Annotated in this window: 15 protein-coding genes; 3 read left to right on the plus strand and 12 right to left on the minus strand. The window is 65.0% G+C overall.

Translation table 11 applies throughout. From position 1 onward, the window contains the following. Nucleotides 1-10: 10 nt before the first annotated feature. From MLD63_RS06235 to MLD63_RS06245, 3 genes are read left to right on the plus strand one after another with little or no spacing between them, the layout of a single operon-like run. A complete protein-coding gene (locus MLD63_RS06235; RefSeq protein ID WP_255329018.1) occupies nucleotides 11-1,195 on the plus strand; it encodes an alpha/beta hydrolase in 1,185 nt (394 codons plus the stop codon). Then, on the plus strand, nucleotides 1,192-2,538 hold the full coding sequence (locus tag MLD63_RS06240; protein ID WP_255329019.1) for a cytochrome P450: 1,347 nt from the start codon (nucleotides 1,192-1,194) through the stop codon (nucleotides 2,536-2,538). Before MLD63_RS06235 ends, MLD63_RS06240 begins: the two co-directional genes overlap by 4 nt. Continuing rightward, the gene (locus tag MLD63_RS06245) at nucleotides 2,535-2,876 is read left to right on the plus strand and encodes an MmcQ/YjbR family DNA-binding protein (RefSeq protein ID WP_255329020.1); all 342 of its coding nucleotides are present in this window, start codon (nucleotides 2,535-2,537) and stop codon (nucleotides 2,874-2,876) included. The genes MLD63_RS06240 and MLD63_RS06245 overlap by 4 nt, the downstream gene beginning before the upstream one ends. Here the strand turns inward: MLD63_RS06245 and MLD63_RS06250 are convergent. The 12 genes from MLD63_RS06250 to MLD63_RS06305 form a co-directional block, all read right to left on the minus strand. Then, complete coding sequence (locus tag MLD63_RS06250; RefSeq protein ID WP_255329021.1) at nucleotides 2,873-3,997, minus strand: ABC transporter ATP-binding protein; 1,125 nt, start codon at nucleotides 3,995-3,997, stop codon at nucleotides 2,873-2,875. The genes MLD63_RS06245 and MLD63_RS06250 overlap by 4 nt on opposite strands. Further along, nucleotides 3,994-4,800 carry an ABC transporter permease gene (locus MLD63_RS06255; RefSeq protein ID WP_255329519.1) on the minus strand — a complete coding sequence of 269 codons (807 nt, stop codon included), beginning with the start codon at nucleotides 4,798-4,800 and terminating at the stop codon, nucleotides 3,994-3,996. Before MLD63_RS06255 ends, MLD63_RS06250 begins: the two co-directional genes overlap by 4 nt. Nucleotides 4,801-4,808: 8 nt before the next feature. After that, on the minus strand, nucleotides 4,809-5,681 hold the full coding sequence (locus MLD63_RS06260) for an ABC transporter permease (protein WP_255329022.1): 873 nt from the start codon (nucleotides 5,679-5,681) through the stop codon (nucleotides 4,809-4,811). Nucleotides 5,682-5,765: 84 nt separating this feature from the next. Beyond that, on the minus strand, nucleotides 5,766-6,539 hold the full coding sequence (locus MLD63_RS06265; protein WP_255329023.1) for a squalene/phytoene synthase family protein: 774 nt from the start codon (nucleotides 6,537-6,539) through the stop codon (nucleotides 5,766-5,768). Continuing rightward, nucleotides 6,536-8,155 (minus strand): citramalate synthase, encoded by a 1,620-nt coding sequence (gene cimA, locus MLD63_RS06270; protein ID WP_255329024.1) that lies wholly within the window; start codon nucleotides 8,153-8,155, stop codon nucleotides 6,536-6,538. The genes MLD63_RS06265 and cimA overlap by 4 nt, the downstream gene beginning before the upstream one ends. Continuing rightward, nucleotides 8,152-9,546 carry a cysteine--tRNA ligase gene (cysS, locus tag MLD63_RS06275; protein ID WP_255329025.1) on the minus strand — a complete coding sequence of 465 codons (1,395 nt, stop codon included), beginning with the start codon at nucleotides 9,544-9,546 and terminating at the stop codon, nucleotides 8,152-8,154. Before cysS ends, cimA begins: the two co-directional genes overlap by 4 nt. 27 nt (nucleotides 9,547-9,573) lie before the next feature. Beyond that, nucleotides 9,574-10,797, minus strand: coding sequence for a glycosyltransferase (locus MLD63_RS06280; RefSeq protein WP_255329026.1), 1,224 nt, complete (start codon nucleotides 10,795-10,797; stop codon nucleotides 9,574-9,576). Between the two features lie 214 nt (nucleotides 10,798-11,011). After that, the gene (locus MLD63_RS06285; RefSeq protein ID WP_255329027.1) at nucleotides 11,012-12,013 is read right to left on the minus strand and encodes an NADP-dependent oxidoreductase; all 1,002 of its coding nucleotides are present in this window, start codon (nucleotides 12,011-12,013) and stop codon (nucleotides 11,012-11,014) included. 3 nt (nucleotides 12,014-12,016) lie between these two features. After that, entirely contained in the window at nucleotides 12,017-13,654 is a 1,638-nt protein-coding gene (locus tag MLD63_RS06290) for an ABC transporter ATP-binding protein (protein ID WP_255329520.1), read from the minus strand. Nucleotides 13,655-13,773: 119 nt separating this feature from the next. Further along, on the minus strand, nucleotides 13,774-14,880 hold the full coding sequence (locus MLD63_RS06295; RefSeq protein ID WP_255329028.1) for an ABC transporter permease: 1,107 nt from the start codon (nucleotides 14,878-14,880) through the stop codon (nucleotides 13,774-13,776). Then, nucleotides 14,880-15,959 carry a microcin C ABC transporter permease YejB gene (locus MLD63_RS06300; protein WP_255329029.1) on the minus strand — a complete coding sequence of 360 codons (1,080 nt, stop codon included), beginning with the start codon at nucleotides 15,957-15,959 and terminating at the stop codon, nucleotides 14,880-14,882. The genes MLD63_RS06295 and MLD63_RS06300 overlap by 1 nt, the downstream gene beginning before the upstream one ends. A 107-nt stretch (nucleotides 15,960-16,066) precedes the next feature. After that, nucleotides 16,067-17,185, minus strand: coding sequence for a sensor histidine kinase (locus tag MLD63_RS06305; protein ID WP_255329030.1), 1,119 nt, complete (start codon nucleotides 17,183-17,185; stop codon nucleotides 16,067-16,069). Nucleotides 17,186-17,188 lie beyond the last annotated feature (3 nt).

Consider the following 17,188-nt stretch of genomic DNA (forward strand, 5'->3'; position numbering starts at 1 on the left):
AAGGCCTCGCATGTCCCTCCCTTTTCGCCGGCAGGTGTTGTACATCCCCGGCTACGACCCCTTTCCGCCGCGCCGTTACCGCGAGCTTTATCGGCGCGAAGGTGTCGCGCAGGCCGCGATCAGCGCCTACCGGATTGCGATGGCAAAGCGCGAGCAGGCAGGACCAGGTTTCGGATGGGCCGCCGAAACCGTCATCAACGGTCAAGCTGCCCGCGGGGAAGTCGAGGTGCTGGTCTGGGACGACATCGTGCAACGCTCCATGGGACGCGGCATCATCGCCACCTATGGCCAACTTGTTCAAACGGCATGGGCGTATATCGGATCGGGCGCCCTGTTTCGACTGATGCGCCTGCGTCGTGGGCCGGTTCTGGCCGCTCTTTATCCCATCATCGTGCTGACGCTGCAGCTGCTGGCAGCGATCGCTGCGGGTCTGCTGTGCGGTTGGCTTGTCTCGCGGGTCGCTGGTTGGTGGGCGGGCCTGCCCGCCGGTGCCGGGGTCGTCTGGGCAGTCCTGGTCCTGTGGCAGCGTCATGACAACCGCTTCTTCGCCCATTACCTGATGCATGATTACGCCTTCACCGCTGCTGAAAATGGCGCCTATCCACGGGCACTGGCTCAACGGGTCGAGCGATTCCGTGACCGGATCGCCGACGCCCTGCAGGGTGACTGGGACGAGGTTCTGGTGATCGGCCATTCCTCGGGGGCCTATCTGGCGGTCTCGGCGCTGTCGGCGCTGCCCGCAGACCACGACACCGATGCGCCAGCGCTGTCGCTGATGACATTGGGCCATGTCGTGCCGATGGCCTCGTTCCTGCCCCGCGCGGACAGGTTGCGCGCGGATCTCGCCGCATTGTCGCGGCGCGAGGATCTGTTCTGGCTGGATGTCACCGCGCCGGGCGACGCCTGCTGTTTCGCGTTGTGCGATCCGGTCGCGGTGTCCGGCGTTGCACCTGTCGATCAGCGCTGGCCGCTGGTGATTTCCGCGGCCTTCACCCAGACCCTGTCGTCTGAACGTCAGGCCGCGCTGCGCAACCGGTGGTTCAAGCTTCATTTCCAGTATCTCTGCGCTTTCGACCGGCCCGGCGATTACGATTATTTCGCCATCACTGCAGGCCCGCAGACGCTGGCGCAGCGCTTTGCCGGCCGCGCTCACTCGCCCGGCCGCATCACACTTCCAGCGGGCCGGGCCGCATGATCCCGCCGAAGCCCGAAAGCTCCGAAGGCCGCGCGGGCGTGCTGCGATTTGCCCGCGCGTTCAGGCGTGACCTGCTATCCGCGCTGCCCGCGCGACTATATCGCGCGTGGATGGCCGAGTACCGCGCACCGCTGATCCACAGCTTCTTCTGCAACCACCCCGACCTGATCCGCACCATCCTGCGCGACCGGCCGCGCGATTTTCCCAAATCTGACCGCCTGCGCGAAGGGCTCGCGCCGCTGCTCGGTCAGTCGGTCTTCGTCACTAACGGCCCGCAATGGGAAAAGCAGCGACGCATCATCGATCCCGCCTTCGAAGGCGGGCGCCTGCGCGAGGTGTTCGACGCGATGTGGGATGCGACCGACGCCGCGATTGCACGCCTTCCCGAAGGTGAAGGCGACATCGAGCCGCAGGTGAACCACTTGGCAGCGGATATCATGTTCCGGACGCTGTTCTCGATCCCGATCGGCAATGGTCTGGCCGACCGCGTCTATCGCGCCTTCCGCGACCATCAGGACTCCCAGCCAATCGTCAATCCCGCCGCGCTGCTGCCTTGGCCACGCTGGCTGCCGCGCCCTCATTCGCGCCGGACCCGGGCCAGTGCCGAGCAGATCCGCGGGCTGATCACCGCCCTGGTCGCGGTCCGCGCCCGCGCAATCAGCGACGGCACGGCGCCCGACGATCTGGCGACGAAGATCATGACCACGCCCGATCCGCTGACCGGGCGCCGCTTTACCCAAGAAGAGGTCGTCGATCAGGTGGCGATCTTCTTTCTCGCCGGGCACGAAACCGGCGCCGCCGCTCTGTCCTGGACGCTGTGGCTGCTGGCCGCCCATCCCGAATGGCAGGAACGGGTGGCCGAGGAGGGCCGTGAGCTACCACACGATTTCGCGGCGCTGTCACGGCTGAAGATCACGCGCGCCTGTTTCCGCGAGGCGATGCGGCTTTATCCGCCGGTGCCGATGATGGTCCGCGAGGCGACGCAGGTCGAGACGTTCCGCGACCGTCAGGTGCCGATAGGCGCGCAGCTCGTGATCTCTCCCTGGCACCTGCATCGCCATGAACGGCTCTGGCACGATCCCGACACCTTCGATCCGAACCGCTTTCTGGACAGTTCCAGCGTCCCCGCCACGCGCGACGCCTATATTCCCTTCTCGACCGGTGCGCGCGCTTGCCCCGGTGCCGGATTCGCGATGATGGAGGGGGTGCTGGCCACCGCGCGCATCACCGCCGCTTTTCGAATGGAACCGGGAGAGAAGGTGCCGGTGCCACAAGCTCGTCTGACCGTTCGCGGCCGGGATGGTATCACCATTCGTCTGACAGATCGTGGGAAACCATCATGACCCGGAAGATCGTTCACGATACCTGTTCCGCCCTGCCTGGCGCGGAATGGTCCGACCCCTGGGGCGGCGGGCACGATTGCTGGAAGGTCGGCGGCAAGATCTTTGCAGTGACCGGTTCGGTGAACGCGGCCGTCGCGGTCAAGACAGAAGGGATCGATCAGGCCGAGATGCTGATCGCGGCCGGGCCCGCGCGCAGGGCGTCCTATTTCCATCGCAGTTGGGTCGAGTTGCCGCTGGATACGCCCGCTGACGAATTGCAGCATCGCATTCGCGCCAGCTACGGGCTGATCCGCGCGACCCTGCCGAAGAAGGTGCAGGCTGCGCTGGATCCAGTCTAGCGAAACAGCACCAGTGATCCGGGCGACCAGGCCACGCGGGTGCGCGTGCCGACGTCCTGAACCTCGCGACCGAAGACGTTGCGCATCGAGATGCGGACCGGTCGCGCGTTGCCGTCGCCGCGCGCCGAGCCGTCCAGCCGCAAATCGTAATAGGTCATATCACCGTAATAGACGACTTCGTCGATCGTAGCCCCGGTCTCACGTTCCTGGCTGCGGGTCGCGCTGGCGCTGAGCAGGGTCATCGTTTCGGGCCGGAAGCCGACCATCGGCCGCTCGTCACCCGATGTCAGCCGGCTGATCTGCTTCGGCGGCAGCACGACCTCGCCCAGGCCCGAGACATCGACGGTGACGTTGCCCTCGGCGTCCTCACCCGTGACGTCGGCCGGGAGGAAGTTCATAACGCCGATGAAATCCGCGACGCGCCGGTCGGCGGGTCTGGCATAGAGGGCCTCGGGCCCGTCCAGCTGGGCGATCCGGCCCTCGAACATCACGGCGATGCGGTCGGACATGACCAACGCCTCTTCCTGATCGTGCGTCACCAGCACGAAGGTGATGCCGACCTGACGCTGCAGCTTGATCAGTTCGACCTGCATCTGCTCGCGCATCTTGCGGTCGAGCGCCGACAGCGGTTCGTCCAGCAGCAGAACCTTGGGCTTCAGGATCAGCGCGCGCGCCAATGCCACCCGCTGTCGCTGGCCACCCGAAAGCGCATGGGCTGCGCGCTTGCCGTAGCCCTTGAGGCCGACCATCTGCAGCGCCTCTTCCACCAGCGCGTCCTTTTCGGACTTGCTGCGCGAATCGCGGCGCAGTCCGAAGGCGACGTTCTGCGCGACCGTCAGGTGCGGGAAGATCGCGTAGGACTGGAAGACCATGTTGGTCGGGCGCTTGTTCGCCGGCACATCCTCCATCCGCTTGCCGTCGATCAGGACGGCGCCGGACGAGATATCCTCGAACCCCGCGATCACCCGCAGCAGCGTCGTCTTGCCGCAACCCGACGGACCGAGGAGCGAGAAGAACTCGCCCTCGCGGATGGTCAGGTCGATGTCACGCAGCGCGTGATAATCGCCGTAATGCTTATTCAGGCCGGTGCATTCGATCATCGGCTTGCGGTCTTCGGTCACACCAATCCTCCGGTGCCGGTTGCGCCGATGCGGGCATTGCCCCGGCGGCGGAAATATTCACCCAAGGCGAGCAGAACGATCGACAACGCAACCAGCACGGTCCCAAGCGCCATGATGACCGGGATCGCCTTCGGAAAGCGAAGTTGGCTGAAGATGTAGGTGGGCAGGGTCGGCTCGTTTCCAGCCAGGAAGAAGGCGATGATGAATTCGTCCAGACTGATCGTGAAGGAAATCAGCAGCGCGCTGATGATGCCCGGCATGACCAGCGGCAGGATCACCAGCCTGAACGCGCCCCACCGCGTCTCGCCCAGATCGAAGGCCGCTTCTTCCAGCGACTTGTCGAGGCTTGAAAAGGCCGTCGTCAGCACCGCGATGGCATAGGGCGTACACATCAGCACGTGGCCCAGGATCACGGTCAGGATCGACAGCTCGATCCCCGCACCCAGCAGCACGACCAGCAAGGACATCGCCACGATGATCTCGGGCAGGACCATCGGCAGCATGATGAAGCCCATGATCGGCCCCTTGCCGGGAAAGGCGAAGCGGGTGCTGGCGCGGGCCGCGAAGATGCCGAGGCAGGTCGCGAGGATCGAGGACGAGACCGCGATCGTCAGTGAATTGGTCAGCGCCCGGCGCAGGGTCGGGTTGCCCCACATTTCCTGGAACCATTGCGTCGTGAAGCCCTTCAGCGGAAAGGCGATGATCGTGCCGGCGTTGAAGGCGAACAGCGGCAGCAGGATGATCGGTGCGTAGAGGAACAGCAGGTACAGCACCGCATAGGCGCGCAGGCCGCCCCCGTTCATCCGGCCCTTCATTGCCGCACCTTCAGGTAGCGCAGGTTGACCAAGAGGAAGATGCCCGCGATCACCGCCACCGCAAGCATCGCGCTCACCGACATGGCCGATCCCAAGGGCCGGTTGTTCAGCCCCAGCATCTGCACCTGGATGAAGTTCGCCACCATCGGGATGCGGCCACCGCCGATCAGTTCGGGCGTCACATAATCGCCGACCGTCGGAATGAAGACGATCAGCACCGCCGCGATGACGCCCGGCATCGCGAGCGGCAGCGTGACCCTCCAGAAGGTCATCAGCCGCGATTCCCCCAGGTCACGCCCGGCTTCCAGCAGCGAGCGGTCGATCTTTTCCAGCGCCACGAAGATCGGCAGGATCGCGAAGGGCGCATAGGCGTGGGCCAGCGTCATCACGATGGCACCCACGGTGCGCAGCATCGTCACCGGCTCATCGATGATGCCGAGCCCCGTCAGCGTCGAGTTGATGACGCCGTTCTGCTCCATGATAACCTTCCACAGGAAGACCCTGATCAGGTAGCTGGTCCAGAACGGGATGGTGATCAGGAACAGCCACAACGCCTTGCGGTCGGGCCGGACCACGAAACTGAGGTAATAGGCGACGGGGAAGGCCAGCAGTACTGTCGCCAGCGTGACCAGGCCCGACACCCAGAGCGAGCGGACCATAATCGCGCGGAAGATAGGGTCGACCGCAAGCTGACGATAGTTTTCCAGCGTGAAGCCCTGTTCCAGATCGGAATAGCCGGTCTTGAGCAGGAAGAAGGAATAGAAGAGCAGCGTCAGCAGCGGCGCGGCGAGGATCAGCAGCGAATACAGCAGGGGCGGCGCGATCAGCGTCGCGCCCTGAACGGCCTCTGATCGGCGGCTGGCGGCCATGCGGTCCCTCATTGCCCTTGTTCCGTCGATTTTTTCCACACTGCCGCGCTCGATGAAAGCGAAAATCCGATCGAGGCTCGCGCCTCAGACCCACCAGCGCCCGGTCAGGGCCAGCCGCGCCAGCGCCGCACGGCGCCGGAACGGAGAGATCGTGGGAGCTGGCTCCAACGGGTCTTGAAGGCCATCCGCAACAGAGGTCAGGAAGGCGCGCGTAGCTGCGGGGGCAGCAAGCGCAGGGGCTGCGCGGCGCGGGACGAGGCGCCGCGCATCGGCGGCGGCATCCAGCGATAACAACGCCGAACGGGCGAGTTCACGCGCGGCCGCTGGTGCGATCTGCGGAACGAGACCCATGTTCCATGCCTGCAATTGCGGCAGTGCGCCCAGCCATGAAGCGAGCCCCATCCCAAGCGCTTGCCGGGACACAGCAGCGTAGGCGTCGGCATCCGCGCCCAGGGCCGACGCAGCGAGATGCATCAGGCTGCCTGCGGTCGCGTTCACATAATCCTCGACCTGCGCAGGATCATCGAAAGGCTGGCGATCGCAATCACGCTTGCGTCCCTCGGCCAGCGGCACCATCGCTTCGGCCTTGTCGCCCCAGGCATCGTGGAGCGGGCTCAACAGATCGTGCGAGGGAGGCTGATCGCCCTGTCCCATCGCGCGCAGGCGGTCGATCCACCATTGCAGACGCATCTCGGCCAGAAGCGGATCAGCCGATTGCAGCGGCGCGCGGGCGAGTTCGAGGTTCAGCGCATAAAGTGTGACCAGCTTCGACCGGTCAGCGGGCGCCGCTGCCATCATGCAGCCGAAACGGTGTGGGTCCTGCGTCCGCAGGCTCTCTGCGCAGGTCTCCAGACTCATGCGGGGGTCGCGCCGTCGCGGACCAGTTTCCACACGATCGCGTCGATCAGCGCGTCGAAGCTGGCATCGACGATGTTGGGCGACACGCCGACCGTCGACCAGATCCGGCCCTGGCGATCCGCGCTGTCGATGGTGACACGGGTCGTGGCCTCGATCCCGCCCTGGGTGATCCGCACGCGGAAATCGACCAGATGCATGTCGTCGATCGCCTCTTGATACGGACCAAGATCCTTGGCCAGAGCCCGCCACAGCGCGTTGACGGGGCCGAGGTCGCCGCCATCCGGGCCGAGGCTTTCGCTGACTGACAGCGTACGCTGCGACCCCACCCGGACCACCACGACGGCCTCGGAGACCGAGACCCGCCCACCCTTCGCATTCTCGCGCCGTTCTACGGTGACGCGGTAGCGATCCACGTCGAAGAACCGCGGCAGCAGGCCGAGCTCGCGTCGGGCGAGGATTTCAAAACTCGCCTGCGCGCCGTCGTAGGCATAGCCCTGATCCTCGCGCAGCTTGACCCGATCAAGGATGCGCGCCAGCGCCGGATCACCCGCCGCGACCTCGATTCCCGCGCCCGCCAGCCGCGCGCGTAAATTCGACTGCCCGGCCTGGTTCGACATCGGAATGACGCGAGCATTGCCGACCAGTGCGGGATCGACATGTTCGTAGGTCGCCGGGTTCTTCAGGATCGCGCTGGCATGCAGCCCCGCCTTGTGGGTGAAGGCCGACGCACCGACGTAAGGCGCATTGCGGCGCGGCAGACGGTTCAGGATTTCGTCGAGGCGCAGCGACAGCCGGGTCAGGCCCGCCAGATCGCCCTGCGCGACGCCGGTTTCGAAACAGCTGGTATAAGGCTCCTTCAGCAGCAGCGTCGGGATCAGGCTGACCAGATCGGCGTTGCCGCAGCGTTCGCCCAGACCATTCAGCGTGCCTTGGATCTGACGCGCGCCGGCGTCGATTGCGGCCAGCGATCCGGCGATCGCGTTGCCGGTATCGTCGTGGCAATGGATGCCCAGCCGGTCGCCGGGGATGCCGGACGCGATCACCTCGGACACGATGAGTCCGATCTCGGCCGGCATGGTACCGCCGTTGGTGTCGCAGAGCACGATCCACCGCGCGCCCGCATCATGGGCGGCTTTCAGGCAGGACAGCGCATAATCGCGGTCGGCCTTCCAGCCGTCGAAGAGATGTTCGGCGTCGAACAACGCCTCACGGCCCTGCGCGACGATATGGGCGACAGACTCGCGGATGTTGGCGAGGTTTTCGTCCAGCGTGATGCCAAGCGCCTCGGTGACGTGAAAGACATGCGTCTTGCCGACGAGGCAGATCGCGGGCGTGCCGGCGTTGAGAACACCCGCCAGAACCTCGTCATTCGCGGCCGAGCGCCCTGCCCGCTTGGTCATCCCGAAGGCGGTCAGCGTGGCGCGAGTCTGAGGGGCGTCGGCGAAGAAATCGCTGTCCGTCGGGTTCGCGCCTGGCCAGCCGCCCTCGATGTAGTCCACGCCCAAATCGTCGAGCATCCGCGCGATCTCGGCCTTCTCGGCGGCCGAGAAATCGACGCCCTGGGTCTGCTGCCCGTCGCGGAGCGTGGTGTCGTAGAGGGTAAGGCGGACGCTCACTCGATGGCCTTGATCGCTTCAGGGTCAAAGTTGGAAGACCGCTGCCACGCGATATTATCAGAAGCTGTGTCCATCAACTTGACACCTGCAGCCTCAAGCAACGCTCTGATCTCATCGGCCTTTTTGTAGTCACCTGCTTTGCGCGCAGCGCGTCTTTCCAATGCAATCCGCATTATGATTGCACCGAGTTCTTCGTCGTCTGTCGACCATGCACCCAGTTGATCAGTCAGCAGACCCATCATCTGCGCAGAGGCAAGGAGACGTTCCGCATCGCCGCGCCCCGCCAGATCGTGCAACGCGGCCAATGCGCCCGCGGTGTTCAGATCGTCCGCCAAGGCCTCGATCAAGGCCGACGAAGGCTGCCCCGCTTCTGCACCGCGAGTCACATCACGCCATTTGCGCAGCGTCGCCTCGGCCTCCTGCCGCTTGGCTTCGGTCCAGTCCATCGGCTTGCGGTAATGCGTCATCAGGAACACGAAGCGGATTACCTCGCCCGGCACGCCCTGATCCAACAGGTTGCGGACGGTGAAGAAGTTGCCCAGCGATTTGGACATCTTCTTGCCCTCGACCTGCAGCATCTCGTTGTGCAGCCAGACATTGGCGAAACTGGCCTGCGGATGGGCGCAGCAGCTTTGGGCGATCTCATTCTCATGGTGCGGAAATTGCAGGTCGATGCCGCCACCGTGGATGTCGAAGCTGTCGCCCAGCAGCTCGGCCGACATTGCCGAGCATTCGATGTGCCAGCCGGGACGTCCCCGGCCCCACGGGCTGTCCCAGCCCGGAAGATCATCGCTCGACGGTTTCCACAGCACGAAATCCATCGGGTCGCGCTTGAACGGCGCAACCTCCACCCGAGCGCCCGCGATCATGTCGTCGACCGAGCGGCCCGAGAGCTTGCCGTAATCGGGATAGCTGCGCACGTCGAAGAGGACATGACCCTTGGCGGCATAGGCATGACCGCCCGCGATCAGGGTCTCGATCATGGCGATCATCTGCGGAATATAGCCGGTCGCGCGCGGTTCGTGATCGGGTCGCAGCGCACCGAGCGCATCCATGTCGGCGTGATACCACGCGATCGTTTCCTCGGTCCGCTCGGCGATCAAGGCCTCGAGCGGCAGGGGACTTCCCGCTTCCTTGCGGCGCTGTGCCTCGGCGTTGATCTTGTCGTCAACGTCAGTGAAGTTCCGCACGTAAGTGACCGCATCATCGCCATAAACGTGCCGCAACAGCCGAACGAGAACGTCGAAGACCAGAACCGGCCGGGCATTGCCCAGATGCGCGCGATCATAGACGGTCGGACCGCACAAATAGAGCCGCACGTCGGTCGGATCGATCGGCGTAAAATCCTCTTTCCGCCGCGTCCTGGTGTTGGTCAGCCTGATCCGGGTCATCCGCGCCCCCTTGGTCCGGTCGCCCGATTACACCCTTGGTGCAAAGCTTTCCACCCAATCGATCAGGCGCGGTAGGGAATGATGATGCAGGTCGTAGCCAGCGGTGATCGTCGCGCGCGCGGCGGCGCGAAGACGATCCGCGTCGGGGTCGCCCGCGAGACCGCGGACAAGCGTCGCGACCAGCCTGTGCTGGTCGAAGAACGGGACCAGTCGCCCGTTCTCGCCATCGCGAATGAATTCGCGGACCGGCTCGGTGTCGGAGGCGACGATCAGCGCACCCGCAGACATGGCTTCGGTCAAAGACCATGACAGAACAAAGGGATAGGTCAGGTAGCAGTGGACACGGGCCACTTGCAGCGTGGACAGGTAGGTCGCGTAAGGCACGCGACCCAGCAGATGCACGCGGGACCAATCGATGCGCTGGCCCAGTTCGGCGCGCATCTTGGCGGTCCAGTTCTCTGCATCGGGGGGGCTGGAGCCGTAGCTGGTGCCGTCGGCGCCGATCAGCACCACCTGCGCATCGGGCCGTGAGGCCAGCACGTCGGGCAGCGCGCGCATTAAGACATGGAAGCCGCGATAGGGTTCGAGCGAGCGGCTGACATAGGTCAGCACCTCATCGCCCGCACGCAGGATGCGACCATTCGGCAACGCCAGCGTCGCCTGCGGGTCTGGCACGACGCGTTCGGTGTCGATGCCGTCGTGGATCACGGTAATCTTGCCGCGCAGTTCGGGAGGGAAGCTGTCGGCCTGGTAGCGCGTGGGCGACAGCGCAGCGTCCGCCTGGACGATGCCCTGGATCAGATGCGACTGACGCGCCACGGTCAACATCCGCGAATCGTCGGTGCCGCGACTGACTTCCGGGTCGAAACCGACATCGTGACCGCGGGTCCGGTACATCAGTTCGGCGTAGATCAGCAGCCGCGCGTCGGGCCAGATTTCCTTTAGAAACAACGTCTCACCCCAACCGGTATGGCCGATGATCACGTCGGGCACAAAGCCGTGGCGGTCGCGCATCGCGCGCGCGCCGCGGGCGGCGAGGTATCCCCGCTCGGCATGGGTCGCGTAGGATTTGCCGAGCATGCTGGTGGTCTGGACCGCGCTCGGCGCGGCGTAGCGGAGCGTTCGGACGGGGCTGGGGCGGTCGTTCTTTTCGTCGGTCAGGGCGACCACCTCGTGTCCCCGCTTTTCCAGCGCGGGGGCGAGATGCGGGAACTGGCCCGGAAAGTTCTGATGGACGAAAAGGACACGCATGACCCTGTTTTGACTTGCGAAAAGCGTCTGCGCAACGGCTGCGTGCGTTGCGTGCGCATGCTTCGCAACATTCAACTCGACGTGATGAGGTTTCGCCCAGCAATCGCAGCCCCGGAGGGGTCACAGCCCGTACACCGGGCGTACACAGGCTGTACACAACCTGTACACAGCCCCCGCGCGGTGATCGTGCCGATGGCGCAACGAAATGGCGGCGTCACATCGTGACGACGATCTTGCCCTTGGCGCGTCCTGATTCGAGATGGGTAAAGGCGTCCGCGATCCGATCGAACGGATAGACCTTGTCGATGATCGGCGTAAGCTTTCCGTCCTGGATCAGCCCGGCAAGCTCTGCCAGTTCCGTGCCGCTTGGATGCATGAAAAGGAAGCGGTAGCGCACGCCGTGACGGCGCGCGGCCTTGCGCAGCGGAAATGAGATCAGCCAGAACAAGGCCGCCAGCCTACGTCCGCGACCCAGATCCTTCAACGCTGTCTGCGGCTCGGGCAGTGCGGCGACCGAAACGACCGTGCCGCCGGGTTTCACGACAGCAAAGGAATCGACGAGCGTCTCGGCCCCGATCAGGTCGAAGACGCCATCGACGTCGTGCAGATGATCCTGAAACCGTTCGGTCGTGTAGCCGATGACCTGATCCGCACCCAGCCGTTCGACCAGCCCGCGACCGCGCTGCGAGGCCGTTGTTGCGACATGGGCGCCAAGCCATTTGGCGATCTGAATGGCGAAGGTGCCGACCCCTCCCGCACCGCCGGGGATGAAGACTCGACTGTCCGGCCCGAGGTGCAGTTCGTCGCGAAGCGCCTGTAATGCGGTCAGTCCGGCCAGAGGTACCGCAGCGGCCATCGCGAAATCGACATCGTCGGGCATTCGAGCGACGACATCCTCGGGCAGGACCGCGTATTCGGCGAAGGCGCCCATCGCTTCTTTGGGGACCCGCGCGAAGACGCGATCGCCCGGCGCGAAACGGGTGACATCGTCGCCCACCGCCTCGACCTCGCCTGCCAGTTCGTTGCCCATGACCGCGGGCAGCCTGTAGCGTTGGATGATCCGCAGTTTGCCTTCGCGGATCTTGAAATCAACGGGGTTCAGGCCCGCTGCGCGAACGCGGACCAGAAGCTGACCCGGTCCGACCTTAGGCATTGGGACATCGGTCAGCCCCGCGACCTCGGGGCCGCCGTAACGGGACATGACATAGGCTCGCATGCCCTACCCGCCCGGGTTCAGGGCCGCGGCAAGCAATGCGCGCGTGTAGTCGCTTTGCGGGTCGTCGTAGATCTGGGTGGTGGTGCCCTGTTCCACCACCTCGCCGGCCCGCATGACCATGATCTGGTGCGACATGGCTCGCACCACGCGCAGGTCGTGGCTGATGAACAGGAAGGCCAGACCGTATTTTTCCTGCAGCCCGCGCAGCAGATCGACGATCTGCACCTGCACGGTCATGTCGAGCGCACTGGTCGGTTCGTCCAGCACCACGGCTTTGGGGCGCAGGATCATCGCGCGGGCGATGGCGATGCGTTGGCGCTGACCGCCGGAAAACTCATGCGGGTAGCGATGCATGGTCTCGGGTCGCAGACCCACCTCGGCCATGATCTCGGCCACCATCTCGCGGCGGTTCCGGCCTTTCTCGACCCCGTGGACGGTCAGGCCCTCGGCGATGATCTGTTCGACCGTCATCCGCGGAGAAAGGCTGCCGTAGGGGTCCTGGAAGACAATCTGCATGTCGCGGCGCAGGCGGCGCAGCTCTCGTCCCGTCCAGCGGGCGATGTCCTGGCCCATGAACAGGATCGGACCGTCGCTTTCGATCAGTCGCATGATGGCCAGCGCGAGTGTGGTCTTGCCCGACCCGGATTCACCGACGATGCCCAGCGTTTCACCGGCGCGGACGCTGAGCGTGGCGCCGTTCACCGCCTTGGCGTGGCCCACCGTCTTGCGCAGCAGGCCGCGCTGGATCGGGAACCAGACCTTCAGATCGCGGGTCTCGACCAGCGTTTCGGCATCCTGGGGCACCGGCAGCGCGCTGCCGGTCGGTTCCGCCGCCAGCAGCTTGCGGGTGTAGTCGTGGCGCGGATTGGCGAAGATCGCCTCTGTCGGACCCTGTTCGACGATCTCGCCGTCCTTCATCACGCAGACCCGGTCGGCAATGTGGCGGACGATGCCCAGATCATGGCTGATGAACAGCATCGACAGGCCTTCGTCGCGCTTGAGTTCCGCCAGCAGGTCAAGGATCTGCGCCTGGATCGTCACGTCGAGCGCGGTCGTCGGTTCATCCGCGATCAACAGGTCCGGGCCGTTTGCAAGCGCCATCGCGATCATCACGCGTTGCCGTTGCCCGCCTGACAGCTGGTGCGGATAATCCGCCAGCCGGGTTTCGGGATCGCGGATGCCGACGCGGGTCAGAAGCTCGATGATCCGCGCGCGGGCGGGCTTGCCGCTGATTCCCTGGTGCAGCGCAAGGCTTTCGGCCAACTGCCGTTCCAGCGTGTGCAGCGGGTTCAGCGAGGTCATCGGCTCTTGGAAGATGAAGCTGATGTCGTTGCCACGGATGTCGCGCAGAACCTTGTCGGGGGCGTCGATCAACTGCCGCCCCTTGTAGACGACCGAGCCTTCGACACGGGCGGAATCGCCCAGCAGCCGCACGGTGGACAGTGCGGTAACAGACTTGCCGGACCCGGATTCGCCCACGATCGCGACGGTCTCGCCGTGGCCGATATGGAAGCTGACGCCCTTGACCGCAGGGATGGTTTGCCCGTCCTGACGGAAGCTGATCCGAAGGTCGTCGACGCCCAGAACGGCATCCGTGGGCGCCGCGGTGTTGGTCGCGATCTCTTCGGCCTCCCCCGGCATCCCGCGAGAGGGATCGCGATCCTCGGCCACCGCAGCGGCGCTGGCGGGACCAGGCATGATCGGATGCAGCTCGGCCTCGTCCTCGCCGGTCTGACCGCGCTGATCGGGATGCGTGCCGCTCATGCGAAGGTCTTTCGCGGGTCGAAGGCGTCGCGGATGCCCTCGAAAATGAAGATCAGCAAGGACAGCATGATCGCGAAGGTGAAGAAGGCGGTGAAGGCCAGCCACGGGGCCTGCAGGTTCTGCTTGGCCTGAAGCGCCATTTCACCCAGCGACGCCGCGCCCGCAGGCAGGCCGTAGCCCAGATAATCCAGTGCCGCGAGGCCCGAGATCGTGCCGGTGACGACGAAAGGCAGCATGGTCAGCGTGGCCACCATGGCATTCGGCAGGATGTGGCGGAACATGATCGTCCGGTCGGTGACGCCGAGCGCGCGGGCAGCGCGAACATATTCGAAGTTGCGGGCCCGCAGGAACTCGGCCCGGACGACGCCCACCAGCGCGGGCCAGCCGAAGAGGATCGTCACGAAGACCAGCAGCCAGAACGATCGCCCGAGGATCGCGAAGAGGATGATGATCACGTAGAGCGAGGGGGTGGAGCCCCAGATTTCCAGCAGGCGCTGGAAGATCAGGTCGGTCTTGCCGCCGAAATAGCCCTGGATGGCGCCGGCGGCGATGCCCACGGCGGAGGCGACGACGGTCACGATCAGGGTGAACAGGATCGAGGTGCGGAAGCCGTAGATCACGCGGGCCAGCACGTCGCGGGCCGTGTCGTCGGTGCCGAGCCAGTGGTCCGCGTCCGGCGCGCTTGGGGCTGTGCCGACATTGTTGATCGTCTTGTAATGGTAGGGGACGGGCGGCCAGATCATCCAGCCGGTTTCCACCGGCTGACCCTCGACCGTGCCCGAGGATTTCGCTTCGGCCATGAAGGTTTCGGGATCGTCCCAGCAGGCCTGCGATCCGCCGGTCACGATCAGGCACTGGACAGCCTCGTCGCGGTAGATCGCCTCGGTCCCGAAATCGCCACCGAAGGCGGTCTCGGGGTAGAAGTTGTAGGCGGGGAAGAAATATTCGCCGCGGAAGTTGACCACGATCGGTTTGTCGTTGGCGATCAGTTCCGCGAACATCGAAAGCACGAACAGGATCGAGAAGATCACCAGCGACCAGAAAGCGCGGCCGTTGCGGCGGAAGTTGCGCCAGCGACGCTTGTTCAGTTCGGACAGGGCCATCAGCCGGCCCTCGATTCAAAGTCGATGCGCGGATCGACGAAGACATACATCATGTCGGACAGGATCCCGACGACCAGCGACATCAGCCCGAAGACATAGAGCGTGCCGAAGATCACCGGATAGTCGCGCTGGACCGCGGCCTCGAAGCCAAGGCGACCGAGGCCGTCGAGCGAGAAGATCGTCTCGATCAGGATGCTCGCGCCGAAGAAGACACCGAGGAACATCGCCGGAAAGCCCGCGATCACGATCAGCATCGCGTTGCGGAAGACATGGGCGTAAAGCACGCGGCGTTCCGTCAGGCCCTTGGCGCGGGCGGTCATCACGTATTGCTTGTTGATCTCGTCGAGGAAGCTGTTCTTCGTCAGCAGCGTCAGCGTTGCGAAGCTGGAGATGGTCGAGGCGATCACCGGAAGCGTGATGTGCCAGGCGTAGTCCTTGATCTGGCCCCAGGTGGACAGGTCGGCGAAATTGTCGCTGGTCAGGCCGCGAAGCGGGAAGATCCGCCAGTAGGACCCGCCGGCAAACAGCACCATCAACAGCACCGCGAACAGGAAGGCGGGGATGGCGTAGCCCATGATGATGACGCCCGAGGTCCAGGTGTCGAAGCGGGTGCCGTCCTTGACCGCCTTGCGGATGCCGAGCGGGATCGAGATCAGATAGGCCAGCAGCGTGGACCACAGGCCGAGCGTGATGGAGACCGGCATCTTCTCGATCACCAGATCCACGACTGAGATCGAGCGGAACCAGCTTCGCCCGAAATCGAAGGTCAGGTAGTTGCCCATCATCGACAGGAAGCGTTCCAGCGGCGGCTTGTCGAAGCCGAATTCGCGTTCAAGCTGGGCAATGAATTCCGGCGGCAAGCCACGCGCGCCTTCGTAGCCCTGCGCCTCGACCGCCGAGCCGGTGTCGTTGCCTCCACCCGAGATGTTGGCAAAGACGTCGCCCTGCCCCTGCACCTGCGCCGCGATCTGTTCGATCGGGCCACCGGGGACGAATTGCGTCAGGGTAAAGTTGACGACCATGATCCCGATCAGCGTCGGGATGATCAGCAACAACCGCCGCAGGATATAGGCGCCCATTCTCCCCTGCCCTTTGCCCGTCTTCGGACCTTACGCCGGCCCCTTTGCATTTGGGTCGTTTTCAGGCTTTGGGGGCCGAAAAGCAAGCGGCTCGACGGGTGCGAGGGCTACCCGGCCGGTGGCTGTGCAGCCGAAGCTTGCGGCAGCACAATGGTGAAGCGGCTGCCCTGCCCGCGTTCGCTGTGGATGCGAAGCCTGCCGCGATGGCGTGCGACGATATGCTTCACGATGGCGAGACCAAGGCCGGTGCCCCCCTTCTCGCGCGAGCGGTGCGTGTCGACGCGGTAGAAGCGTTCCGTCAGGCGCGGCAGGTGGATCGCGTCGATCCCTTCGCCCCGGTCCGCGATCTCGATCGAATAGGCCGGACCACGCAGCATCGGTTCATGCGTGATCTCGCGCAGCGCGATGCCGACCCACCCGCCGGACCCGCCATACTTGATCGCGTTTTCGATGATGTTCTGAAAGACCTGCGTCAGTTGATCCTGATCGCCGGGTATCCAAGCCGGAGCGTCCCCGGTATCGAGCTCGATCCGCACGCCGGCCTTTTCGGCGGCAGGTCCCAGCGTGGTCGCAACGCCGCCCAGCAGCACAGCCAGATCGACGCGCGCGACCGGTCGCAGTCGCTCGCCGCTTTCGACCCGGCTGAGCGAGAGCAGGTCGGACACGAGCCGGTTCATCCGGTGCGTTTCGCGCTCCATGATGTCCAGAAAGCGATCGCGCGCGGCAGCATCGTTGCGAGCAGGGCCGCGAAGCGTCTCGATGAAGCCGATCAGCGCGGTCAGGGGCGTGCGCAATTCGTGGCTGACATTGGCTACGAAATCGCGGCGGATCTGTTCGGCGCCCTCGACCGGAGCGGTATCGATCAGGGTGACGAGCGCGCCGCCCCCCAACGTCGCGGGCAAGGGCGCCACGGTGACATCGAAGTAAGGCTCACGACCCGAACTGCCCGCCCCGATGGCGGCCCGCATCGTCAGCGCGCCACCGTTCCCGCCGGGCCCGGGATCGGAAGCGCTTGCTGCCAGGTGACCCGGCGCGAGAACACGGTCGATGGCCTGATTGACGCCGGGATTGCGCAACAGCGTGACGAAGGGACGATCCAGAGGGTCAGGGCCCAAAAGGCGTCGCGCAGCGTCGTTCGCGGCAATCACGCGGGCACGACGATCAACGGCCACGACCGCGACCGGAAGTGCGCGGACCATCGCATCGATCTGGCGCGCGACGTCCATCGC

Origin of the sequence: Paracoccus albicereus (assembly GCF_024359525.1) — a bacterium.
GTDB lineage: Bacteria > Pseudomonadota > Alphaproteobacteria > Rhodobacterales > Rhodobacteraceae > Paracoccus > Paracoccus albicereus.